The organism is Pseudomonas fluorescens (assembly GCF_002837185.1).
Taxonomy (GTDB): Bacteria; Pseudomonadota; Gammaproteobacteria; order Pseudomonadales; family Pseudomonadaceae; genus Aquipseudomonas; species Aquipseudomonas fluorescens_AM.
Genome location: NZ_KZ477992.1, coordinates 18,903 through 37,681, shown reverse-complemented (window position 1 = coordinate 37,681; position 18,779 = coordinate 18,903). Strand labels below are relative to the sequence as shown.

The window sequence follows — 18,779 nt, the reverse complement described above, 5'->3', positions numbered from 1 at the left end:
CTGACCGCGAGTTGTGTAGAATCGTCGCCCATTTGCGCGCGTCATTCATGGCCGAGAGGCCCACAGTTCGAGCTTACTGAATGCATTCTCAGGCCCATGACGTCGATGCGAACACCTTGTTGGAAGCGTTGCGCACAGGCACGGCCTCGCTGCATGAAGCCCTGGAAAAGCGCCTGCCGTTTTTCTCTGAGCGCCTTGATGCGCAGTGGTACCGACGCCTGCTCCAGGCGTACTGCGGTTTTTATCTGCCTATGGAAGCGGCACTGTACGCCAGTGGCTTGATTCCCGAAGGGTTCGATACGGCAATGCGTGTGAAAACACCGACACTGGTCAAGGATCTCTACGCCTTGGGCCTGGATGCTAACGCCATCGACACCCTGCCCCGTTGCACGCAACTGCCAACGCTCGACACCCCCGCCGCCTGCCTCGGTGCCCTGTATGTACTGGAGGGCGCGACGCTGGGTGGCCAGGTGCTTCGCCGTGAAATGGCTCAGCGCCTGGACGTCAATGCCGACAACGGCGGCGCTTTTCTCGACATCTACGGGGTGGAGACCGGGCGGCGCTGGAAAGACTTTCTTGTTTACCTGGGCGACCAGCCGCTGGACGCGCCCGCCAAACAATACGCCGTGGACGCCGCCCGCTCGACATTCAGCTGCTTTGAGCAATGGCTCGACAGCCAGGAGGTACTGCTATGAAACCCGAAGATTTTGAAGAGCTGCTTGCCAACTGTGCCAATGAGCCCATCCGTTTTCCCGGGGCGATCCAGCCTCACGGTGTGCTGCTGACCCTGTCGGAACCCGGCCTGAAGATCATCCAGGTCAGCGCCAACGTCGGCACCTTGTTCGGCCATGCGCCGCAAACGCTGCTCGGCCAGCCGCTGCACAGCTTGATCGGCACCGAACACGCCCAGGCCGTGCAGGTCATGGCCCAGACCGATACCTTTTTCGACATGCCACCGTTGCACGTCACCCTGAACGGCGCGGACTTCGAAGGTTTGCTGCACCGCCACCAGAACGTGCTGGTGCTGGAGTTCGAACCGCGGCTCAAGGACTTTCGCCCACGCGCCGTGAACGGTCGCACCAGTGACCTGGGCAAGATGCTGCAACGTTTGCAGGCGGCGAAAACCCTGCAGGCGTTGTACGAAATCAGCGTGAATGAAATCCAGGCCATGACCGGTTACGACCGCGTGCTGATCTACCGCTTCGAAGACGAAGGCCATGGCCAAGTGATCGCCGAAGCATCGGCGCCGTCCATGGAGCTTTTCAACGGGCTGTTCTTCCCCGCGTCCGACATCCCGGAGCAGGCTCGCGAGCTGTATCGCACCAACTGGCTGCGCATTATTCCCAATGCGGCCTACGAGCCGGTACCGTTGGTGCCCAAGCTGCGGCCGGACACCGGCGAACCGCTGGATTTGAGCTTCGCCACCCTGCGCAGTGTGTCGCCGATCCACTGCCAGTACATGCAGAACATGGGCGTGCTGTCGTCCATGAGCATCTCGCTGATGAATGGCGACAAACTCTGGGGCCTTATCAGCTGCGGCAACCGTGAGCCCCTGCTGGTGCCCAATGACCTGCGCATCGCCTGCCAGACCATTGGCCAGGTGTTGTCGTTGCAGATCAGCGCCATGGAAGCGCTGGACCTGAGCCGCCAGCGTGATGAAAAGCTCGAAGCCCTTGCGCGCTTGGATCACGCCATGAAGGCCTCGCAGATCGACGTATTCGATGGCCTGGCCCAACAACCGCAACTGCTGATGAACCTGACAACGGCCGGCGGCGTGGCGATCATTGAAGACAAGCAGTTGCACCGCTACGGCAACTGCCCGGAGCCGGCGCAGATCCGCGCGTTGCACAAGTGGCTGCAGCAGAGCGCCGAACCGGTGTTTTCCAGCCATAACCTGGTCTCGGTGTACCCACCGGCGGCTGCGTTTCAGCAGGTGGCCAGCGGCGTCCTGGCCATGCAACTGCCCAAGCCCGTGGACAACGGTGTGCTGTGGTTCCGCCCGGAAGTCAAAGAAAACATCAACTGGAGCGGCAACCCGCAAAAGCCGCTGGACCTGGAAGACTCCGACGCCGGCCTGCGCCTTCGTCCCCGCACGTCATTTGAAATCTGGAAGGTCGAAATGGCCGGCATCTCCACCAAGTGGAGCCACGGCGACCTGTTTGCCGCCAACGACCTGCGTCGCTCGGCCCTGGAAAACGACCTGGCCCGCCAGGTGCTGCGCGAACAACAAGCCGTGCGGGCGCGTGAAGATCTGGTGGCGGTGGTGTCCCATGACCTGCGCAACCCCATGACCGTGATCTCCATGCTCTGCGGCATGCTGCAAAAGGCCTTCAGCTCCGACGGCCCACATACGTCACGGCGGATTTCCTCGGCCATCGATACCATGCAACAGGCGGCCGGGCGCATGAATGTGCTACTGGAAGACTTGCTCGACACGTCGAAAATCGATGCCGGGCGGTATGTGGTCAAGCCGGTGGCGCTGGATGTCAGCCAGATGTTCGAAGAGGCCTACTCCTTGCTCGCACCGCTGGCGTCGGATAAAGGCATTGACCTGTCGTTCAACGCCGAGCCCGGCCTGCAGATCAACGCCGACCCGGAGCGCCTGTTCCAGGTCCTGTCGAACCTGATCGGGAACGCCATCAAGTTCACGCCCCGCCAGGGCAATATCGGCATCAGCGCCATGAGCAATGGCGCGGAAATCGTGTTCTCGGTACGTGATTCCGGCGACGGCATTGCACCGGAACAATTGCCGCATGTGTTTGATCGTTACTGGACCCAGACCGAAAACAACCCCACCGGCAGCGGCCTTGGGCTGTACATCACCCAGGGCATCATCCAGGCCCATGGCGGCAAGATCGTAGCCGAGAGTGAGGTGGGCCGAGGGAGCGAGTTCCGGTTTACGGTGCCCAAGGTGATTGAAGATTCGTACACCTGATGCGGTAAAGCATGTGCGTGAGGTTTCCAAAAAACGCTCGTCATCTGCAGTCATATCTTGCAGCAGCGCGTTTATAGCGGCCCCCCCTGGACCGCTATTAAGGTAGGCCTTACTTCGCTCCGACAGGCGAAGTCATCCTCTACTCATAGAAGGAAACATCCATGGTCAGCGGAATCAACCACTCACTGAGCAGCTTTCAATACCCACCTCTGCTGCAAGATGATGCAGCGTCCCAACGCACGAAGCGCAGCATCGATCCCATCTCCACGCAACGCAATGCCGTCGAGCCTGAAGGCATGGCGGCCAATGACCGAAGCAAAAACAGGGGCGGTGGCCTGGACGGCCTGGGTCGAGGCAACGTGCTTTAACCCGGCGCGTACGAGGGGCAGTGTACGGCCCTTCGTACCCCCGATAACAAAACCATGACATTCACTCGCTTAGACTTACCGGTTCAATCCAGCCTGGGACCACTGCCTGCATGCCGCCTTCCGACACACTGCCCGCCGTTCTGGCCGGCCCTCTGCTGCGACGCCTGGAAGCTCGGCGCCTGGTGTTGTGGCTGGTAGGAAGTCGAGCACTGGAACTGACGCTGAAGCTGCATCTGCCCACGCAGACACTGGAGATTCCCCTTGACTGCACCGTCGTAACCGTCGGGCGTCATGCATTTATTCACTTGATCGATGTGTCGCTGGACGAAGCGCTGCCGCTGGACGTGGCGATCGGCTACGACCTGGTTTTTGCCAATACTGGCATCGCCGAATGGGCACCTCACCTCCTGTACGCCAACGATCACTACCCTAGTTTCGTACTGCATAGCCGTATCCATCAGTTGGTGCACGGCTCATGCCGCAAACCCCATCACAGTGCCAACGAAGGTTTGCTGTGCATCGACCGTCTGCTGGCCGACGCCCAGACCCCGGCCGAGCGTCCGGCCTTATTGATGATGAGCGGCGATCAGGTTTACGCCGACGATGTCGCCGGGCCGATGCTGCGCGCGATTCATGGGCTGATTGCACGGCTGGGCCTGTTCGATGAATACCTGGAAGGCGCTGTGGTCGATGACAGCGCAAGCCTCTACCGGCATCCTGCCAGTTATTATCACCGTGCCGATTTGCTGCCGGCACTGGACAGCAATGAGACATTGCGCGAACGCTTCTTCGGTGGTGTGAAAAAGCCGATTTTTACCAGCAGCACCGCCGATAATCATCTGGTGACCTTTGCTGAAGTCATCGCGATGTACCTGCTGGTGTGGTCGCCCACGCCCTGGGCGCTGATCACGCTTCAAGGCCCGCCCTTGAGCCTGGAACGACAGCAGCGTTACGCCAGCGAGGAGCTCCGGGTCGAGGGATTCCGCGACGGCCTGCCGGGTGTCGCGCGAGTATTCGCCCATCTGTCGACCTTGATGATCTTTGACGATCACGACATCACCGATGACTGGAACCTCAGCGCTCAATGGGAGGAAACCGCCTACGGCCACCCCTTCTCCAAACGTATCATCGGCAATGCCTTGCTTGCCTACATGCTGTGCCAGGGCTGGGGCAACCAACCACAGGTGTTTGACGAACTGGTGAAGCGAACCCAGGCCCTGACCGCCACGGCACGCCACAATCACCTCGACGCCGGCGCGCAGGATGACCTGGTGCAAGCGCTGTTGAAATTCCAGCATTGGCACTACGTACTGCCGACCACACCCGCGCTGGTAGTGCTCGACACCCGCACCCGGCGCTGGCGCAGCGAGTTCACGCTCAAGCAACCCTCCGGCCTGCTGGATTGGGAAGCCTTGAGCGAACTGCAGCAGGAACTGCTCGATCACCCTTCGGCCATCATCGTCTCGCCCGCGCCAATCTTTGGCGTGAAGCTGATCGAGACCGTGCAGAAAATCTTCAGCTGGTGCGGCCACCCCTTATTGGTGGACGCCGAAAACTGGATGGCCCATCGCGGCAGCGCCCAGGTGATTCTCAATATCTTCCGCCACTCACGTACACCCGGTAATTACGTGATTCTGTCGGGTGACGTGCATTATTCGTTCGTCTACGAAGTGCTGATTCGCCACCGCAATGCGGGTCCCAGGATCTGGCAGATCACCAGCAGCGGCATCAAGAACGAGTTCCCGCCGCGCCTGCTGGAATGGTTCGACCGTCTCAACCGCTGGCTCTACTCCCCGCGCTCACCGCTCAACTGGTTTACGCGGCGCCGTACCATGCAGGTGGTGCCGCATATTCCGGAACATGCCGAGGCAGGCGAGCGCTTATGGAATTCTGCCGGGATCGGCCAGGTATTTTTCAACGAAAAGGGCCAACCTGAAACGATTTATCAGCACAACGCGGATGGCAAGCCTCGTACGAAAATGACGGCGCCAAGCCCCTGAAACAACACATCTGCCCTATTCAAAGCGCAACGTCCGCGTTGTACAGTAGCGTCAGCCACGGAGTATCGGCGTCAACCACAGCTGGCCTTGGAAGCCAGTTCACGCAGGAAGCGCGTCGATGGACGATACAGCCGGCAACGAAATACCGCGTAATGACTTTTCCGACCTCAACGCCGACCTGCTGCATGCCATCATGGAGCTGGTCAGCGACGGGATATGGGACTGGAATGCCAATACCGGGTTCGTCTACCGCAACCCCGGTTGGTACGAAATGCTGGGCCACTCGCGCCACTCCCTGGAAAACAGCGTATTCACCTGGGAAAACCTGATCCATCCTGAGGATTACCCCCGGGTGATGGCCGGATTTGACGACTATATCTGCCAACGCGCGCCCCAATACCGGGCCGAATACCGCTGTCGAAAATACGATGGCAGCTACCTCTGGATCGAAGACCGTGGCTACGTCATCGCGCGCAATCCAGACAACTCGGTCGCGCGCATGGTGGGCGCGCACCGCGACATCCACACTCGCAAATGCTCCATGGAACGCCTGCAAAAGCGTAACCAGTCTCTTGAAGCGCTGGTGGTCGAGCGCACCCTTGAATTGTCGCGCGTCAATCAGCAGCTGCAACTGCAATTGGACGAAAACCGCTCCCTGGCCGAACGGGACGCCTTGACCCGCATCGCCAACCGTTATCGCCTGGAAAAAGTATTGCTCGAGCAGTGCAGCCGCGCCGAACGCTTTCGCCTGCCACTGGCGCTGGTGGCCATGGATATCGATGACTTCAAGCCGATCAATGACCGACATGGCCATGGCGTAGGTGATCAGACGCTGATACGGGTCGTTGAAGGCCTGGAAGCGTGCGTGCGAGCAGATGACTTGCTGGCGCGCTGGGGCGGTGATGAATTCATGCTGGTCTTGCCCAACAGTACGCTGGAGACGGCCAAGGAACTGGCCGAACGGGTGCGTTATAAAATCCAGGAAATGCCTGCCGTGAGTGATGCCAGGATAACCCTGAGCCTGGGCGTGGTGGAACGGCGGCTCGGTGAGTCACCGGCAGCCCTGATGACACGCGCCGATCAGGCGCTGTATCGGTCCAAGTCGGCGGGGAAGAATGGCGTGTCGGAATAAAATCGGTAACCTGAGCGCCCATTTCTTATCACGACTGACCGGTCTCACCGCCGGGAGTTGTCTTGACCTGACTCCCCTGCCCCCTGAAAATGCCCGACGCTTTTTTGTCTCTCCCCGTTTACTGAAGTAGTGAAATTTCAATGTCCGATTCGTACACCGCTGAATCCGCCGAAGCCTCCGTAACCGCCTTGCACGCCAAAGCCGAATACGAGAACGCCATCAATCTTTCACAGCATGTGCCAGCGGCCAAGATCATCAGCGAAATGGTGCTGGACGCGTTTCACACCTCCAAGGAAAGCGACCAGATCCGCGAGTTGCGCATGGCTATCCGTCAGGCCCATGACGCCTTCGACGATGACAAGGCCTACGATCTGATGGGCCAGCTAAAGCAATTGAAGGACGCCGAGGCTGCCGATAACGCCGCCCTGGAAGACCTGAACAGCAAGTTCTCCATCAGCCGCATCCTGTCCAGCTTCAAGGACGATCCCGAGTTCCAGGAACTGGTCTATGGCCTGGCTCTCAAGGTGTTGAACCAGTCGCACCAGGCCATCAGCAACCCGAGCGCCGGCAAGGGCAAGGCCGCGCGAGTCAAGAAAGAAGCCGAGGTGTTTGTGATCAGCAAGGAGGGCAGCAGCGTCACCCTGCCCCTGCGTACGCCGCGCTCCAAACTCAACGTCGACCGTGAAGCGTTCGAGTTTCTGGGGTTCAACTTTGTCGGTGAGGGTGATGAGGCCGAGCCGGAGGTGGAAAGCTTTGTGGATAATGCCGGTACTGAACAGCCGCTGAGCCGCAAGAACGTTGTTGCTGCACTGCAACAGCAGACAGCCTTTGATGGCTACAGCATCGCCCAACAGTAAGCCGTTGGCGGTCGCGCAACAGGACGCGAAGGTGGGAACAGGCTTGCCCGTTCCCACTTTTGTATGTTTTTTCAGCCGCCACCCACGATCTGCGTGGCGAATACCTGGCGAAACCGCTCCATCTCCTGCCGGTTACCCACCGTCACCCGCACCCACTGCGGCCAGTTGCTCCATACCCGCCCCACCAGTACATGCTGTGCAGCCAGCCGCTCGATCACCTGCTCCGCGGGTTGCTTGACGTCGATCATGAAGCAGTTGCTCTGCGACGCCGTGCACCTGAACCCCCGGTCCGCCAACCAAGCGATCGTCTCATCACGCGCGGTGGCATTGAGCGCTTTTCGCTGAGGCAGCAGCTTGACGTCTTCCAGGCTGGCATGGGCACCCAGCAGGCTGGCACCAGCCGGCACATTGTCGCCGCCGAACACCGCCAGTTGCTCCAGCAATGCCGGGTGGCCGATTGCCAGGCCCAGGCGCGCACCGGCCATGCCGTAGATTTTCGAGAAGGTGCGCAGCACCAGCAGGTCGTCGTGGTCCTTGGTCCAACTCACGCAACTGGGGGCATCGCAGAAATCGATATAGGCTTCGTCCACCACCAGCACGCAGCCTTTGGGTTTGTTCGCCAGCGCCTGGCGGATGGCCTCGGTTGGCGTCACAGTGCCCGTCGGGTTGTTGGGGTTGCACAGGTACAGCATGCCGGCCTGGGGATCAGCCACGAGCATGGCCGGTACATCATGGGCATGCCCGGCATCGAGGTTCACCTCGCGCACCGGCGCCTGGTTCGACGCGGCCGCCTGGCGCGGCACTTCGTAGGACGGCGTGGCCATCACCAGGCCACGAGTTGGGCTGGTGAATGCCAACACGGCATAGCGCAGGGCGGCCATGGAACCGGCAAACACCGCCACGCTCTCCTCGGTAATGCCTTGCTGCTGGGCGAACAGCGCAGCCAACGCGTACATGTGCCGGTAAGGATAACGCCCCGATGCCGCACTGCCCCGCTGCATCGCCTCAAGCGCCGCAGTCGACGGCCCGTAGGGGCTTTCGTTGTAGTTCAGCAATACCTTGTCAGAGGTCGCCGGTGCGGCGCTTGCGACTGCCCACTCCAGATGCCCCAGTACGGGCAAGGCCGCGCCCAGGGCGAGAATAGATCGACGACTGACGCTGACCATGGCAACTACTCCTTGTAGACGGACGAGAGATTCGTACGGGTCGTACAGAGAAGTATGACGAGAAAAACGCGGCCTGATTTAGCGCTTTATTGTTGAGCGGCACGCATGTAACACTCGCGATCGCGACGCTGAAAAGCCGCGTGGAAGGCTCTAAATCCACGGTTTCGCAAAAAAGAATGGACGATTATGACTCAATGGAAGTGGTGAGCATTTGATGCACAGACGGGAAAAAACCGAGCACCTGAAGAGCAACATCAGGTACTTGATCAAAAGTCGCGGTGAGACCCAGCTTTCCTTAAGCAGCGCCGCCGGCCTGACCAGGACCACCATCTACAACATCCTGGAAGGCAAGGTCGCCAACGTACAGCAGTCGACCATCCGGAAAATCTCCGACTTCTTCGGCGTCTCCTACGAAGAAATCGAGACGATCAATTTTGAAGCCAAGGAAATCATCGAGAGCAATGTTTCCCCCCTGGGCAACATGAACCCGGCGGCGGTGCCGGTGCTCAAGGAAAGCCAGGTCATGCAGCACCTGGGTAAGCGTATCGGTGAACTGTCCACGCTGTTCCCGCTGACTTACTACTTCGGCATGTCCTGCAACTTGATTGGCGTACTGCTGGAACACGCTATTGCCGGCCTCAATGAGCCAGGCGATCTGCTGATCGTGCAAAAAGGCGCGTGCAGCGACGACAAGGAAAAGCTGGTGTACGACCGCACCACCAAAAAACTCTTCATTACCCTCGAACCCTGCGCGAACTCAGATCGCCTGTGTGTCATCGGCGATATCCTCGAGGAGCGTTTCAATGACCATGCTTGAAGCACCGGTTGAAAACAGCAAATACAAGCTGCTGGGGTTCGAAAATGACAAACGCCTGGCGGTGATCATGGTGATTGCCACGGGCAAGGTCATCAGGATCAAGCTCAGTGAAGTGCTCAACAGCGAAATGATGGACAACTTCAACAGGATGGAAATCAAGAACCTCTACAAGAAGTTCTATTCACAAGGCGGTGCACTCACGGCCTACGACATGAACGACCGCAATGAAAACTCATGGATGATCTACATCATCCTGAATCTGCTGCTGTTCACGTTCTACATCTTTACCAGTATCGCCGCGACCAAACCGATCTACCTGGAATCGATGGGCATCATTGTGACGCCGGGCACGTTCCTGTATCCCCTGACCTTTCTGATCGTGGACCTGCTGAACGAAAACTTCGGGCTGCGCCTGGCGCGCAGGGCGATTCTGTTTGCGTTTGCCAGCAACGCGATGATCATCATCCTGCTCTACGGTTCGACCTTTCTGCCAGGGCTGCCGGGCTGGAAACTGGATGGACCGTACAACGACGTGATCCTGCAAGTCTCGTCGGTGCTGATCGCCTCGTCGGTGTCGTTCCTGGTGTCGGAGAACATCAACTCTTATCTGCTGTGCAAAATCAAGGAACTGACCAACTCCAGATACCTGTATCTGCGGATTTTCCTCAGTACGTTCTTTGCGGTCATTATCGACAGCGTCCTGTTCTGCTTTATCGCCTTCTATGGCGTCATGCAGACCAGCGATATCTTGAGCATGATCTATGTGCAGATCGCGATTAAAGTCGGCTTTGCGTTTTTCAATATCCTGCCGGCCTATGGGGCGCGGTCGTTGTTCAAGCGCTATCTGACCAGTGCATGAAACTCACTGGTTCACCGCTATCTCTGTGGGAGGGTGCTTGCCCCCGATGAGGCAGTGTCAGTCAGTGCATTTTTAACTGACACACCGCCATCGGGGGCAAGCCCCCTCCCACATTTGGATCTCACCCGGCTCTTGATCGAGTTATTTCAACTGTAACTTGTGCTTGAGGCTCTGCATGACATCCGCTTTATTCTGCAGATACTCATTCAACCCCCGGGCGCGCAGGTTGCACGCATCGCAGTTGCCGCAGCCAGTGCCCATGACGCCGTTGTAGCAGGTCAGCGTCTGCTCGCGTACCAGCTCAAGTTGCCCGTGGTAATCGGCCAGGGCCCAGGTCTCGGCCTTGTTCAGCCACATCAGCGGGGTATCGAGGCGTACGTCGTATTCCATGCCCAGCTTGAGGGCCTGGTTCAGCGCCTTGACGAACTCGTCGCGGCAATCCGGGTAACCCGAGAAATCGGTTTCGCACACGCCGGTGATCACGCTCTCGGCCTTCACTTGATAGGCGTAGATCGCGGCCAGGGTCAGGAACAGGATGTTACGCCCCGGCACGAAGGTGCTCGGCAGGCTTTCACCTGAGCTGTTCACGGTGGGCACGGGGATGTTGTCACGCGTGAGGCTGCTGATCGCCAGCTCATTGAGCAGGGACACATCCATCACTTTGTGCACGGTGGCGCCCAACTGCTTGGCCAAGGTGCGGGCCACTTCGATCTCCGCCACGTGGCGCTGGCCATAATCGAAGGTGATACAGTGCACTTCGTCATACTGCTTCAATGCCTGGATCAGGCAGGTGGTCGAGTCCTGCCCGCCACTGAAGACCATAACGGCTTTTTTACTCATTGCTTTGCTTCCTGCATTCGAAGAATTTGGGTGTAGGAGCGAGGCGGGCGGCTAGCCCTTGCTCGCGAAAAACGTCAACGATAACGCAGCGTATCCGGTTTGGCGCAGCGCTCAATAAAAAACCCCGCGCTTCTTGCGAAGGCGGGGCCTTTACTGCTCGGACCACTCAGTGCGCGTAGGTCAGCAGCAGCTCTTTCGGCACTTGGAAATCCAGGGACATCATCACGCTGAGCGCGGTGATGGTGAAGATCGAGAACACGAACAGCTTGCGCGCCCAGACGGTGTCATCCACCGCCTTGTAGCCGGTCCAGGCCATGTACAACCAGTACATGCCCATGGCCGCGGCGACGGCGAGGTAGCTCATGCCGGCATAGCCACTGAAGGTCAACATCAAGGTCGCCACGAGGAAGGCCAGGATGTAGAGCAGGATGTGTTTCTTGGCCACCTGGATGCCACGCTTGACCGGCAGAACCGGAATCGACGCAGCCAGGTAGTCATTGAAGCGGAAAATCGCGATGGCGTAGGAATGCGGCATCTGCCACAGGCTGAACATCACCAGCAGCACCAGCGCGGCCATGTCGAAGCTATTGGTTACAGCCACATAACCAATCACCGGCGGCATCGCCCCCGACAGACTCCCCACCAGCGTGCCGTGCACCGACTTGCGCTTGAGGTAGAGGCTGTAGAGGCCGACGTAGATGACAAAGCCGATCACGGCAAACAGCGCCGCCAGCGGGTTGGCCACCTTGTACAACAACACCACGCCCGCAACACCCAGGACGGTCGCGAAGATCAGTGCCAGTTTCAGGGAGATAAGGCCCTGGACCAGCACGCGATTCTTGGTGCGTTCCATCTTGATGTCGATGTCACGGTCGATGCAGTTGTTGAACACGCATCCGGAAGCTACCACCAGGGAGGTGCCGATCATCGCCGCCAGGAAGATGGCCAGATCGACATGTCCCTTGGAGGCCAGGAAGAAACCGCCCGCCACAGAAAGCACGTTACCGAAAATGATCCCCGGTTTGGTGATTTGGATAAAGTGCTTAAGCGACATCGGGTCTTACCTCACTTCGCCATCATGTAGGTGTGGATGCTGAACATGATCCACAGCGACAGACCAACCAGCAGAACGATCACCAGGCCTGCAAACACGAACGCAATCACGTTCTCGCGCTGCTCTTTGGAACGATCCAGGTGCAGGAAGTACACCAGGTGAACCAGGACCTGAATCACCGCGAACGCCAGGACGATCATCAAGGTGATCGACTTCGGCAGGGTTGGGTACATCACCAGGCCGAACGGGATCAGGGTCAGGATGACCGACAGGATGAAGCCGATGGCGTAAGACTTTACGCTGCCGTGGCTTGAATCGTGGCTGTCATGGGAGTGTGCATTAGCCATTACAGAGTCCCCATCAAGTAAACGACGGTGAATACGCAGATCCAGACCACGTCCAGGAAGTGCCAGAACAGGCTCAGGCAGCTCAGGCGGGTCTTGTTGGTGTTGGTCAGGCCGTGCTTATTGACCTGATACATCATCACCGCCATCCACAGCAGGCCGGCGGATACGTGCAGACCGTGGGTGCCGACCAGCGTGAAGAACGCCGACAGGAAACCGGAACGGTGCGGGCCGTAGCCTTCGGAGATCAGCAGGTGGAACTCGTTGATCTCCATGCCGATGAAGCCAAGGCCAAACAGGAAGGTCAGGCCCAGCCAGCTCAGTACGCCTTTCTTGTTGCCCTTGTAGAAGGCCAACATGGCGAAGCCGTAGGTGATCGAACTGAACAACAGCAAGGCGGTTTCGCCGAGCACGTACGGCAGTTCGAAGATGTCGTGGCCCGACGGGCCACCCGCTACGTTGTTTACCAGTACCGCGTACACCGCGAAGATCGACGCAAACAAGATGCAGTCGGTCATCAGGTAGAGCCAGAAACCGTAGACGGTTATTGGCCCCGAGTCGTGGTGATGGTCATCGTGCCCATGGTCATCGACATGGGCGTGTCCAGCATTGGTCACTAAGTTCGACATGGTTTAAGCCTGTTCCAACGAGGTTTCTACACGGTTGGCCGGGATTTTCTTCTCGGCTACCAGGCGAGCGTGCTGCTCGGCTTCGATGCGTTCGATCGTTTCGACCGGCACCATGTAGCCTTGATCATCACGGGCAGCGTGAATGATGAAGTAACCGATGGTGCCTACCAGGCCCACGATTGCCAGCCACCAGATGTGCCAGATCATCGCGAAACCGAACACGGTCAACAGCGCACCCATCACCACGCCAGTGGCGGTGTTGTTTGGCATGTGGATCGGCTCGTAGTGCTTGGGTTGCTGGTACGCAGTACCGTCTTCCTTGGCTTCGGTGAACGCATCGATGGTGTTCGCAGTAGGGATCACGGCGAAGTTGTAGAACGGTGGTGGCGACGAGGTCGACCATTCCAGGGTGTGGCCGTTCCATGGGTCGCCGGACTCGCACATGTTCTGCTTGCGGTCACGCACGCTGACGTACAGTTGGATCAACTGGCAGGCGATGCCCACGGCGATCATGATTGCACCGAACATGGCGACGTACAGGTACGGCACCCACTCAGGGTTGGTAGTGGCGTTCAGACGACGGGTCATGCCCATGAAGCCCAGTGCATAGAGCGGCATGAACGCGACGAAGAAGCCCGAGATCCAGAACCAGAATGCAGCCTTGCCCCAGCCTTCGTGCAGCTTGAAGCCGAACGCTTTCGGGAAGTAGAAGCTGAAACCTGCGATGTAGCCGAATACCGCGCCGCCGATGATCACGTTGTGGAAGTGAGCGATCACGAACAGGCTGTTGTGCAGGACGAAGTCAGCACCCGGGATGGCCAGCAGTACGCCGGTCATGCCGCCGATGGCGAAGGTCACCATGAAGCCCAGGGTCCACAGGACCTGGCTGGTCATGCGCAGACGACCGTGGTAGATGGTGAACAGCCAGTTGAATAGCTTCACCCCCGTCGGGATCGAAATCAGCATCGTCGCCAGGCCGAAGAAGGCGTTGACGCTGGCCCCCGAACCCATGGTGAAGAAGTGGTGCAGCCACACCATGAAGCCCAGTACCGAGATGGCGCCCGATGCATAGACCATCGAGTGGTGACCGAACAGGCGCTTGCCGGTAAAGGTCGAGATCACTTCGGAGAAGATACCGAACGCTGGCAGGATCAGGATGTACACCTCAGGGTGACCCCATGCCCAGAACAGGTTCACGTACATCATTGGATTGCCACCAAGTTCATTGGTGAAAATGTGGAAATCCAGGTAACGGTCAAGCGACAGCAGCGCCATGGTAGCGGCCAGGATCGGGAACGAAGCCACGATCAGCACGTTTGCCCAGGTGCAGGTCCAGGTGAAGATCGGCATGTCCATCAGTTTCATGCCGGGGGCGCGCATCTTCAGGACGGTGGCCAGGAAGTTGACCCCCGTCAATGTCGTCCCGAGTCCTGATAACTGCAGGGCCCAGATGTAGTAGTCCACACCCACGCCCGGGCTGTATTGCAGGCCCGACAATGGCGGATACGCAACCCAACCGGTCTTGGCGAATTCGCCGACGCCCAGGGACACGTTGATCAGTACCACGCCCGACACCAGCAGCCAGAAGCTCAGGGAGTTCAGGAACGGGTAGGCAACGTCACGCGCACCGATCTGCAGCGGCAAGGCAAGGTTCATCAGGCCGGTGAAGAAAGGCATCGCCATGAAGATGATCATGATCACACCGTGGGCGGTGAAGATCTGGTCATAGTGCTCAGGTGGCAGGTAGCCAGGCGAACCCTCGGTGGCCATGGCCAACTGGGTACGCATCATGATGGCGTCGGCAAAACCACGCAGCAGCATGACCATGGCCACGATGACGTACATGACGCCGATTTTCTTGTGGTCGACCGACGTCAGCCATTCGGTCCACAGGTAGGTCCACTTCTTGAAGTAAGTGATACCTGCAAACAGTGCCAGACCACCCAGCGCGATCATGGCGATGGTAATCATCACAATCGGCTCGTGGAATGGGACCGCGTCCCAACTTAATTTACCAAACATCGTTTACTCCTCTGCCCCAGCAGTTGAATGCGCGCCTGTGTCAGAACCTTCAACCACGGCCACTTCTTTCTTCTCGTGCTTGACCGGCTTGCCTGGCTTCATACCTTCGTACTTGTCGACGATTTTCTGAAACAGGTTCGGTTCAAACGCGGAGTACAGCGCGACAGGGTTGTTCTGGCTTGGTTTGGTCAGGGCGTCGTATTCAGCTTGATCAAGCTGTTTAGGTGCGGCCTTGACTTCGGCTACCCAGGCGTCAAATTCTTCCTGGCTCGTCGAGATCGCTTTGAATTTCATGCCGGTGAAGCCAGCGCCGCTGTAGTTGGCGGAGATGCCTTCCATTTCAGCTTTCTGGTTGGCGATCAGGTGCAGCTTGGTCTGCATGCCTGCCATCGCGTAGATCTGGCCGCCCAGGGCTGGGATGAAGAACGAGTTCATCACGGCGTCGGAGGTGATCTTGAAGTTCAGCGGAGTGTGTTCCGGGAACCGGATCTGGTTCACAGTGGCGATACCCAGGTCCGGGTAGATGAACAGCCACTTCCAGTCCAGCGCGACCACTTCGATGTTGATCGGCTTGACGTCCGATTCCAGCGGACGGTACGGGTCCAGCGCGTGGGTGGACTTGTAGGTCACATAACCCAGGGCAATGATGATGAGGATCGGGACCAGCCACACCGCGATTTCGATCTTGGTGGAGTGCGACCACTTCGGCGCGTAGGTGGCGCTGGTGTTGGACGCGCGGTATTTCCAGGCGAAGGCGAAGGTCATGATGATCACAGGGACCACGACCAGCAGCATCAGCAGGGTGGCGGTGATGATCAGGTTTCGTTCATCCAGACCGACCTGTCCTTTTGGGTCGAGCAAGGTCCACTTGCAGCCTCCCAGCATTAACATCATGCCAAGCAGCGGCAAAAAGCCTAGTAATCGGGGGTACCTGTTTTTACTCATCTCACGACCTCTAAAGCAGCTTGCGCAATGCAGTTGGGTTTTGATCGCCAACACTTCACCCTGCCAAGGGTTGGCATTTCTCTTCGATTGAATAAGAGCCTGCCCGCCACGTCATAGCTGTACGTTTCACGGACCTGCGGTGAGTTCTTATTCGATTTCGTGGCTAAAGGCCTTGTTACAGACCAATTCCATTTGGTGCGGATAGTTGAAAGGCTGCCGGAACCTGGGATCGCACAGAGCCTTCCATCTGCTCCTCGACCGCTCCAATGCTCAAATATTGAACAGCACCGGACATTCAGTGCGGGCGATTGTAGTTAGCTAGCGATGTATAAACCATGTCTGATAAAGAAATAATTTTTATCGATTACAGCAATAATCCTTCACCATTCTTGCAATGGTTCGCGATCTTATCGCGTTCAATTCTCAACAAAAACCACAAAAATTGCTGGGCTATTGGGCAGATTGCCACTCCCCTTACAACCTGTAAGGGCATGGTAAACGCAGTAAAGTCCCCATAAAACAAGGCATTTACTCACCCCGCGCGTGCCGAACCCTTGAGCGTTTCGCGGCGCCTTGCAAACCCCGAACTGACAGCACAGTTTGCGCACCAGATGCAAATCCAGAGGCCGGTCCGGACGGTTACGACCCTCCTGCGACAGCCTCCGTGTGACAACATGTCGCACGCTGCGCGCCGCTTTTGTTGCCACTCGTCACAGCTCTTTCACAAATCCCTGCGAACAAAAACGCCCCGGCCTGCACTCAAGCAGACCGGGGCGTTTCGTGAGCGGGCTCAGGCTTTGGGGTGGCGATTACGATAGATGCACAGGGGCACCAGGATCACGGTCAGCACGAACGCCACCAATGCCCATTGCGCCAGGGACAGGCCGAGGATCGGCGGATAGGGCGTGCTGCAGAAGCCGTCGACCTGAAAGCCCAGGGGAAACACTTTGGCCAGGGGCAGGTCATCGACGATCGGCTGCAGCACATCGATGCCGCAACTGACCTGAGGGAAGAACTGGGTATACACATGGTGACCGGCAGCCGCCACACCGCCCAGGGCGCTGAGCACCACCAGCCCTTCAAAGAGCGTGACGGCCCCTTTGGTGCGCATCGCGGCGCCGATGAACGCAAAGAACGCGATCAACAGCAAGGCGTAGCGTTGCAGGATGCACAGTGGGCACGGCGCTTCGCCCAACACCACCTGCATGTACAGCGCGCCGCCGATCAGCGCCAGGCAGATGATGCCCAGCAACACCAGAAAGCGCCGCTCCCTGCCCAAACGCATTTCGTCACTCATCTCCGGTTTCCTTTGTTTGTTTGCCTGATGGCAACAAGTTTACACACAGGCACCCGTTAAAACAGAGAAGGGTTAACGCCGGATTAATCGAGAAAAATGCAGAGCTAATGTGGGAGGGGGCTTGCCCCCGATGCGATGTATCAGCGAAAGACAAGCTGACTGACCCACCGCTATCGGGGGCAAGCCCCCTCCCACATTGGACAGCATGGCTGCTGAGGGGTTATTCCAGCGCCGCAGCCGGGCCGAAGAACTCGTAGCGCGCCTGCTTCTCAGGTACACCCAGCGCCTTCAGATGCCGCTTGATCGCAGCCATGAAGCCTTTAGGCCCCAGGAAGTACGCATCGATGTCGCGCTGCTCGGGCAACCACGCCGCCAGTTGATCCTGGCTCAGCAGGCCGACCTTGTCCGCCGCCGGGCTCACGCCGTCGTCCTCGGCATAGCAGTAGAAGCGCTTGAGTTGCGGGTGCCTGGCCGCCAGCGTATCCACCCAGTCACGGAACGCGTGCACGCCGCCGTTACGCGCGCAGTGGATAAAGTGCACCGGGCGCTGGGTGGCCAGGGCCGCTTCGAGCATTGGCAGGGTTGGCGTAATGCCCACCCCGCCGCTGATCAGTACCAGCGGCTTATCGCTGGCGGCCAGGGTGAACTCGCCCGCCGGCGGGAACAGGTCGATGGTCGCGCCGACGTGCAGTTGGTCATGCAGGTAGTTGGATACCCGCCCACCGGCTTCGCGCTTGACGCTGATGCGATACAGGCCCGCATCACTCAAGGCCGACAGGGAATAGTTGCGACGCACTTCCTCGCCATCGAGCACCAGTTTCATGCCGATGTACTGGCCAGGGGCAGCGTTGAGAATCGGGCCGTGGTCCACCGGGGCGAAGTAGAACGAGATGATCTCGTCGCTCTCCTCCACACGCTTGACCAGCAGGAACGGCCGCGCACCGCGCCAGCCGCCGGGCGCCTGGGCCTTTTCGTCGTAGATAGCCGCTTCGGCGCCGATCAGGATGTCCGCCAACTGGCCGTACGCCGCGCCCCAGGCACTCATCACCTCAGGGGTGGCTATCTCGCTGCCCAGCACCTCGGAAATAGCCCGCAGCAGGCACGCACCGACGATCGGGTAGTGCTCCGGCAGGATCTGCAAGGCCACGTGCTTGTTGATGATCCTGGCCACCAGGTCGCCCAGTTGGTCCAACTGGTCGATATGCCGCGCGTACATCAATACGCCATTGGCCAGTGCGCGGGACTGGTCGCCGCTGGCCTGGTGGGCCTGATTGAACAGTGGGCGAACTTGCGGGTATTCCGACAGCATCATCCGGTAGAAATGGGTGATCAGCGCTTCGCCGCCGCTTTCCAGCAGGGGCACGGTGGATTTGACGATGGCACGGTCTTGGGCACTCAGCATGGCAGACTCCTGGGTCTTTTTACTCATTACCCTTAGGTAGTCAGTATTCATGCCAAAAAATAAAACGTTATTTTTCATAGAGTTAAATATTATGTAGTCAGTATGACCTCCT

17 protein-coding genes and 1 pseudogene are annotated in these 18,779 nt (G+C 58.6%); 9 read left to right on the top strand and 9 right to left on the bottom strand.

All coding sequences use genetic code 11. The features are described from left to right. Positions 1 to 80 precede the first annotated feature (80 nt). The 6 genes from CIB54_RS09800 to CIB54_RS09775 all read left to right on the top strand — a co-directional run bounded on the left by CIB54_RS09800 (position 81) and on the right by CIB54_RS09775 (position 7,292). The gene (locus CIB54_RS09800; RefSeq protein ID WP_101219681.1) at positions 81 to 695 is read left to right on the top strand and encodes a biliverdin-producing heme oxygenase; all 615 of its coding nucleotides are present in this window, start codon (positions 81 to 83) and stop codon (positions 693 to 695) included. After that, positions 692 to 2,935, top strand: a complete 2,244-nt coding sequence (locus tag CIB54_RS09795; protein ID WP_101219680.1) for an ATP-binding protein — start codon at positions 692 to 694, stop codon at positions 2,933 to 2,935. The genes CIB54_RS09800 and CIB54_RS09795 overlap by 4 nt, the downstream gene beginning before the upstream one ends. 161 nt (positions 2,936 to 3,096) lie before the next feature. Next, positions 3,097 to 3,303 (top strand): hypothetical protein, encoded by a 207-nt coding sequence (locus CIB54_RS09790; protein WP_101219679.1) that lies wholly within the window; start codon positions 3,097 to 3,099, stop codon positions 3,301 to 3,303. A gap of 110 nt (positions 3,304 to 3,413) precedes the next feature. Further along, entirely contained in the window at positions 3,414 to 5,303 is a 1,890-nt protein-coding gene (locus tag CIB54_RS09785; RefSeq protein ID WP_065951223.1) for an alkaline phosphatase D family protein, read from the top strand. Between the two features lie 118 nt (positions 5,304 to 5,421). Beyond that, positions 5,422 to 6,435, top strand: coding sequence for a sensor domain-containing diguanylate cyclase (locus tag CIB54_RS09780; RefSeq protein ID WP_101219678.1), 1,014 nt, complete (start codon positions 5,422 to 5,424; stop codon positions 6,433 to 6,435). 140 nt (positions 6,436 to 6,575) lie between these two features. Further along, a complete protein-coding gene (locus tag CIB54_RS09775; RefSeq protein WP_101219677.1) occupies positions 6,576 to 7,292 on the top strand; it encodes a hypothetical protein in 717 nt (238 codons plus the stop codon). A gap of 71 nt (positions 7,293 to 7,363) precedes the next feature. Here CIB54_RS09775 and CIB54_RS09770 read toward each other — a convergent pair whose 3' ends face one another. Next, positions 7,364 to 8,458: a pyoverdine biosynthesis transaminase PtaA gene (locus tag CIB54_RS09770; protein WP_101219676.1), complete on the bottom strand. Its 1,095-nt coding sequence runs from the start codon at positions 8,456 to 8,458 to the stop codon at positions 7,364 to 7,366. A gap of 214 nt (positions 8,459 to 8,672) precedes the next feature. On the opposite strand from CIB54_RS09770, the gene CIB54_RS09765 reads away from it, so the two are divergent. After that, complete coding sequence (locus tag CIB54_RS09765; protein WP_101219675.1) at positions 8,673 to 9,275, top strand: helix-turn-helix transcriptional regulator; 603 nt, start codon at positions 8,673 to 8,675, stop codon at positions 9,273 to 9,275. Beyond that, positions 9,262 to 10,134 (top strand): queuosine precursor transporter, encoded by an 873-nt coding sequence (locus tag CIB54_RS09760; protein ID WP_065951218.1) that lies wholly within the window; start codon positions 9,262 to 9,264, stop codon positions 10,132 to 10,134. Before CIB54_RS09765 ends, CIB54_RS09760 begins: the two co-directional genes overlap by 14 nt. Positions 10,135 to 10,275: 141 nt before the next feature. Here the strand turns inward: CIB54_RS09760 and queC are convergent, their stop codons facing one another. From queC to cyoA, 6 genes are all read right to left on the bottom strand, one after another. After that, positions 10,276 to 10,974, bottom strand: a complete 699-nt coding sequence (gene queC, locus CIB54_RS09755; protein WP_065951217.1) for a 7-cyano-7-deazaguanine synthase QueC — start codon at positions 10,972 to 10,974, stop codon at positions 10,276 to 10,278. Between the two features lie 166 nt (positions 10,975 to 11,140). Beyond that, the gene (gene cyoE, locus CIB54_RS09750) at positions 11,141 to 12,028 is read right to left on the bottom strand and encodes a heme o synthase (RefSeq protein ID WP_003176002.1); all 888 of its coding nucleotides are present in this window, start codon (positions 12,026 to 12,028) and stop codon (positions 11,141 to 11,143) included. An 11-nt stretch (positions 12,029 to 12,039) separates the two neighbouring features. Then, the gene (gene cyoD, locus CIB54_RS09745; RefSeq protein WP_003194051.1) at positions 12,040 to 12,375 is read right to left on the bottom strand and encodes a cytochrome o ubiquinol oxidase subunit IV; all 336 of its coding nucleotides are present in this window, start codon (positions 12,373 to 12,375) and stop codon (positions 12,040 to 12,042) included. Further along, positions 12,375 to 13,001: a cytochrome o ubiquinol oxidase subunit III gene (locus tag CIB54_RS09740; protein WP_003194052.1), complete on the bottom strand. Its 627-nt coding sequence runs from the start codon at positions 12,999 to 13,001 to the stop codon at positions 12,375 to 12,377. The genes cyoD and CIB54_RS09740 overlap by 1 nt, the downstream gene beginning before the upstream one ends. A 3-nt stretch (positions 13,002 to 13,004) precedes the next feature. Further along, on the bottom strand, positions 13,005 to 15,023 hold the full coding sequence (gene cyoB, locus CIB54_RS09735) for a cytochrome o ubiquinol oxidase subunit I (protein ID WP_065951216.1): 2,019 nt from the start codon (positions 15,021 to 15,023) through the stop codon (positions 13,005 to 13,007). A gap of 3 nt (positions 15,024 to 15,026) precedes the next feature. Further along, on the bottom strand, positions 15,027 to 15,968 hold the full coding sequence (gene cyoA, locus CIB54_RS09730; RefSeq protein ID WP_065885078.1) for a ubiquinol oxidase subunit II: 942 nt from the start codon (positions 15,966 to 15,968) through the stop codon (positions 15,027 to 15,029). Between the two features lie 27 nt (positions 15,969 to 15,995). Between cyoA and CIB54_RS27890 the strand changes: the two are divergent. Further along, a pseudogene (locus CIB54_RS27890) lies at positions 15,996 to 16,286 on the top strand (hypothetical protein). A 472-nt stretch (positions 16,287 to 16,758) separates the two neighbouring features. Here the strand turns inward: CIB54_RS27890 and CIB54_RS09720 are convergent. After that, positions 16,759 to 17,265, bottom strand: a complete 507-nt coding sequence (locus CIB54_RS09720) for a disulfide bond formation protein B (RefSeq protein WP_065951214.1) — start codon at positions 17,263 to 17,265, stop codon at positions 16,759 to 16,761. 220 nt (positions 17,266 to 17,485) lie between these two features. Then, positions 17,486 to 18,667 carry an NO-inducible flavohemoprotein gene (gene hmpA / locus CIB54_RS09715; RefSeq protein WP_101219674.1) on the bottom strand — a complete coding sequence of 394 codons (1,182 nt, stop codon included), beginning with the start codon at positions 18,665 to 18,667 and terminating at the stop codon, positions 17,486 to 17,488. Positions 18,668 to 18,779: the final 112 nt, after the last annotated feature.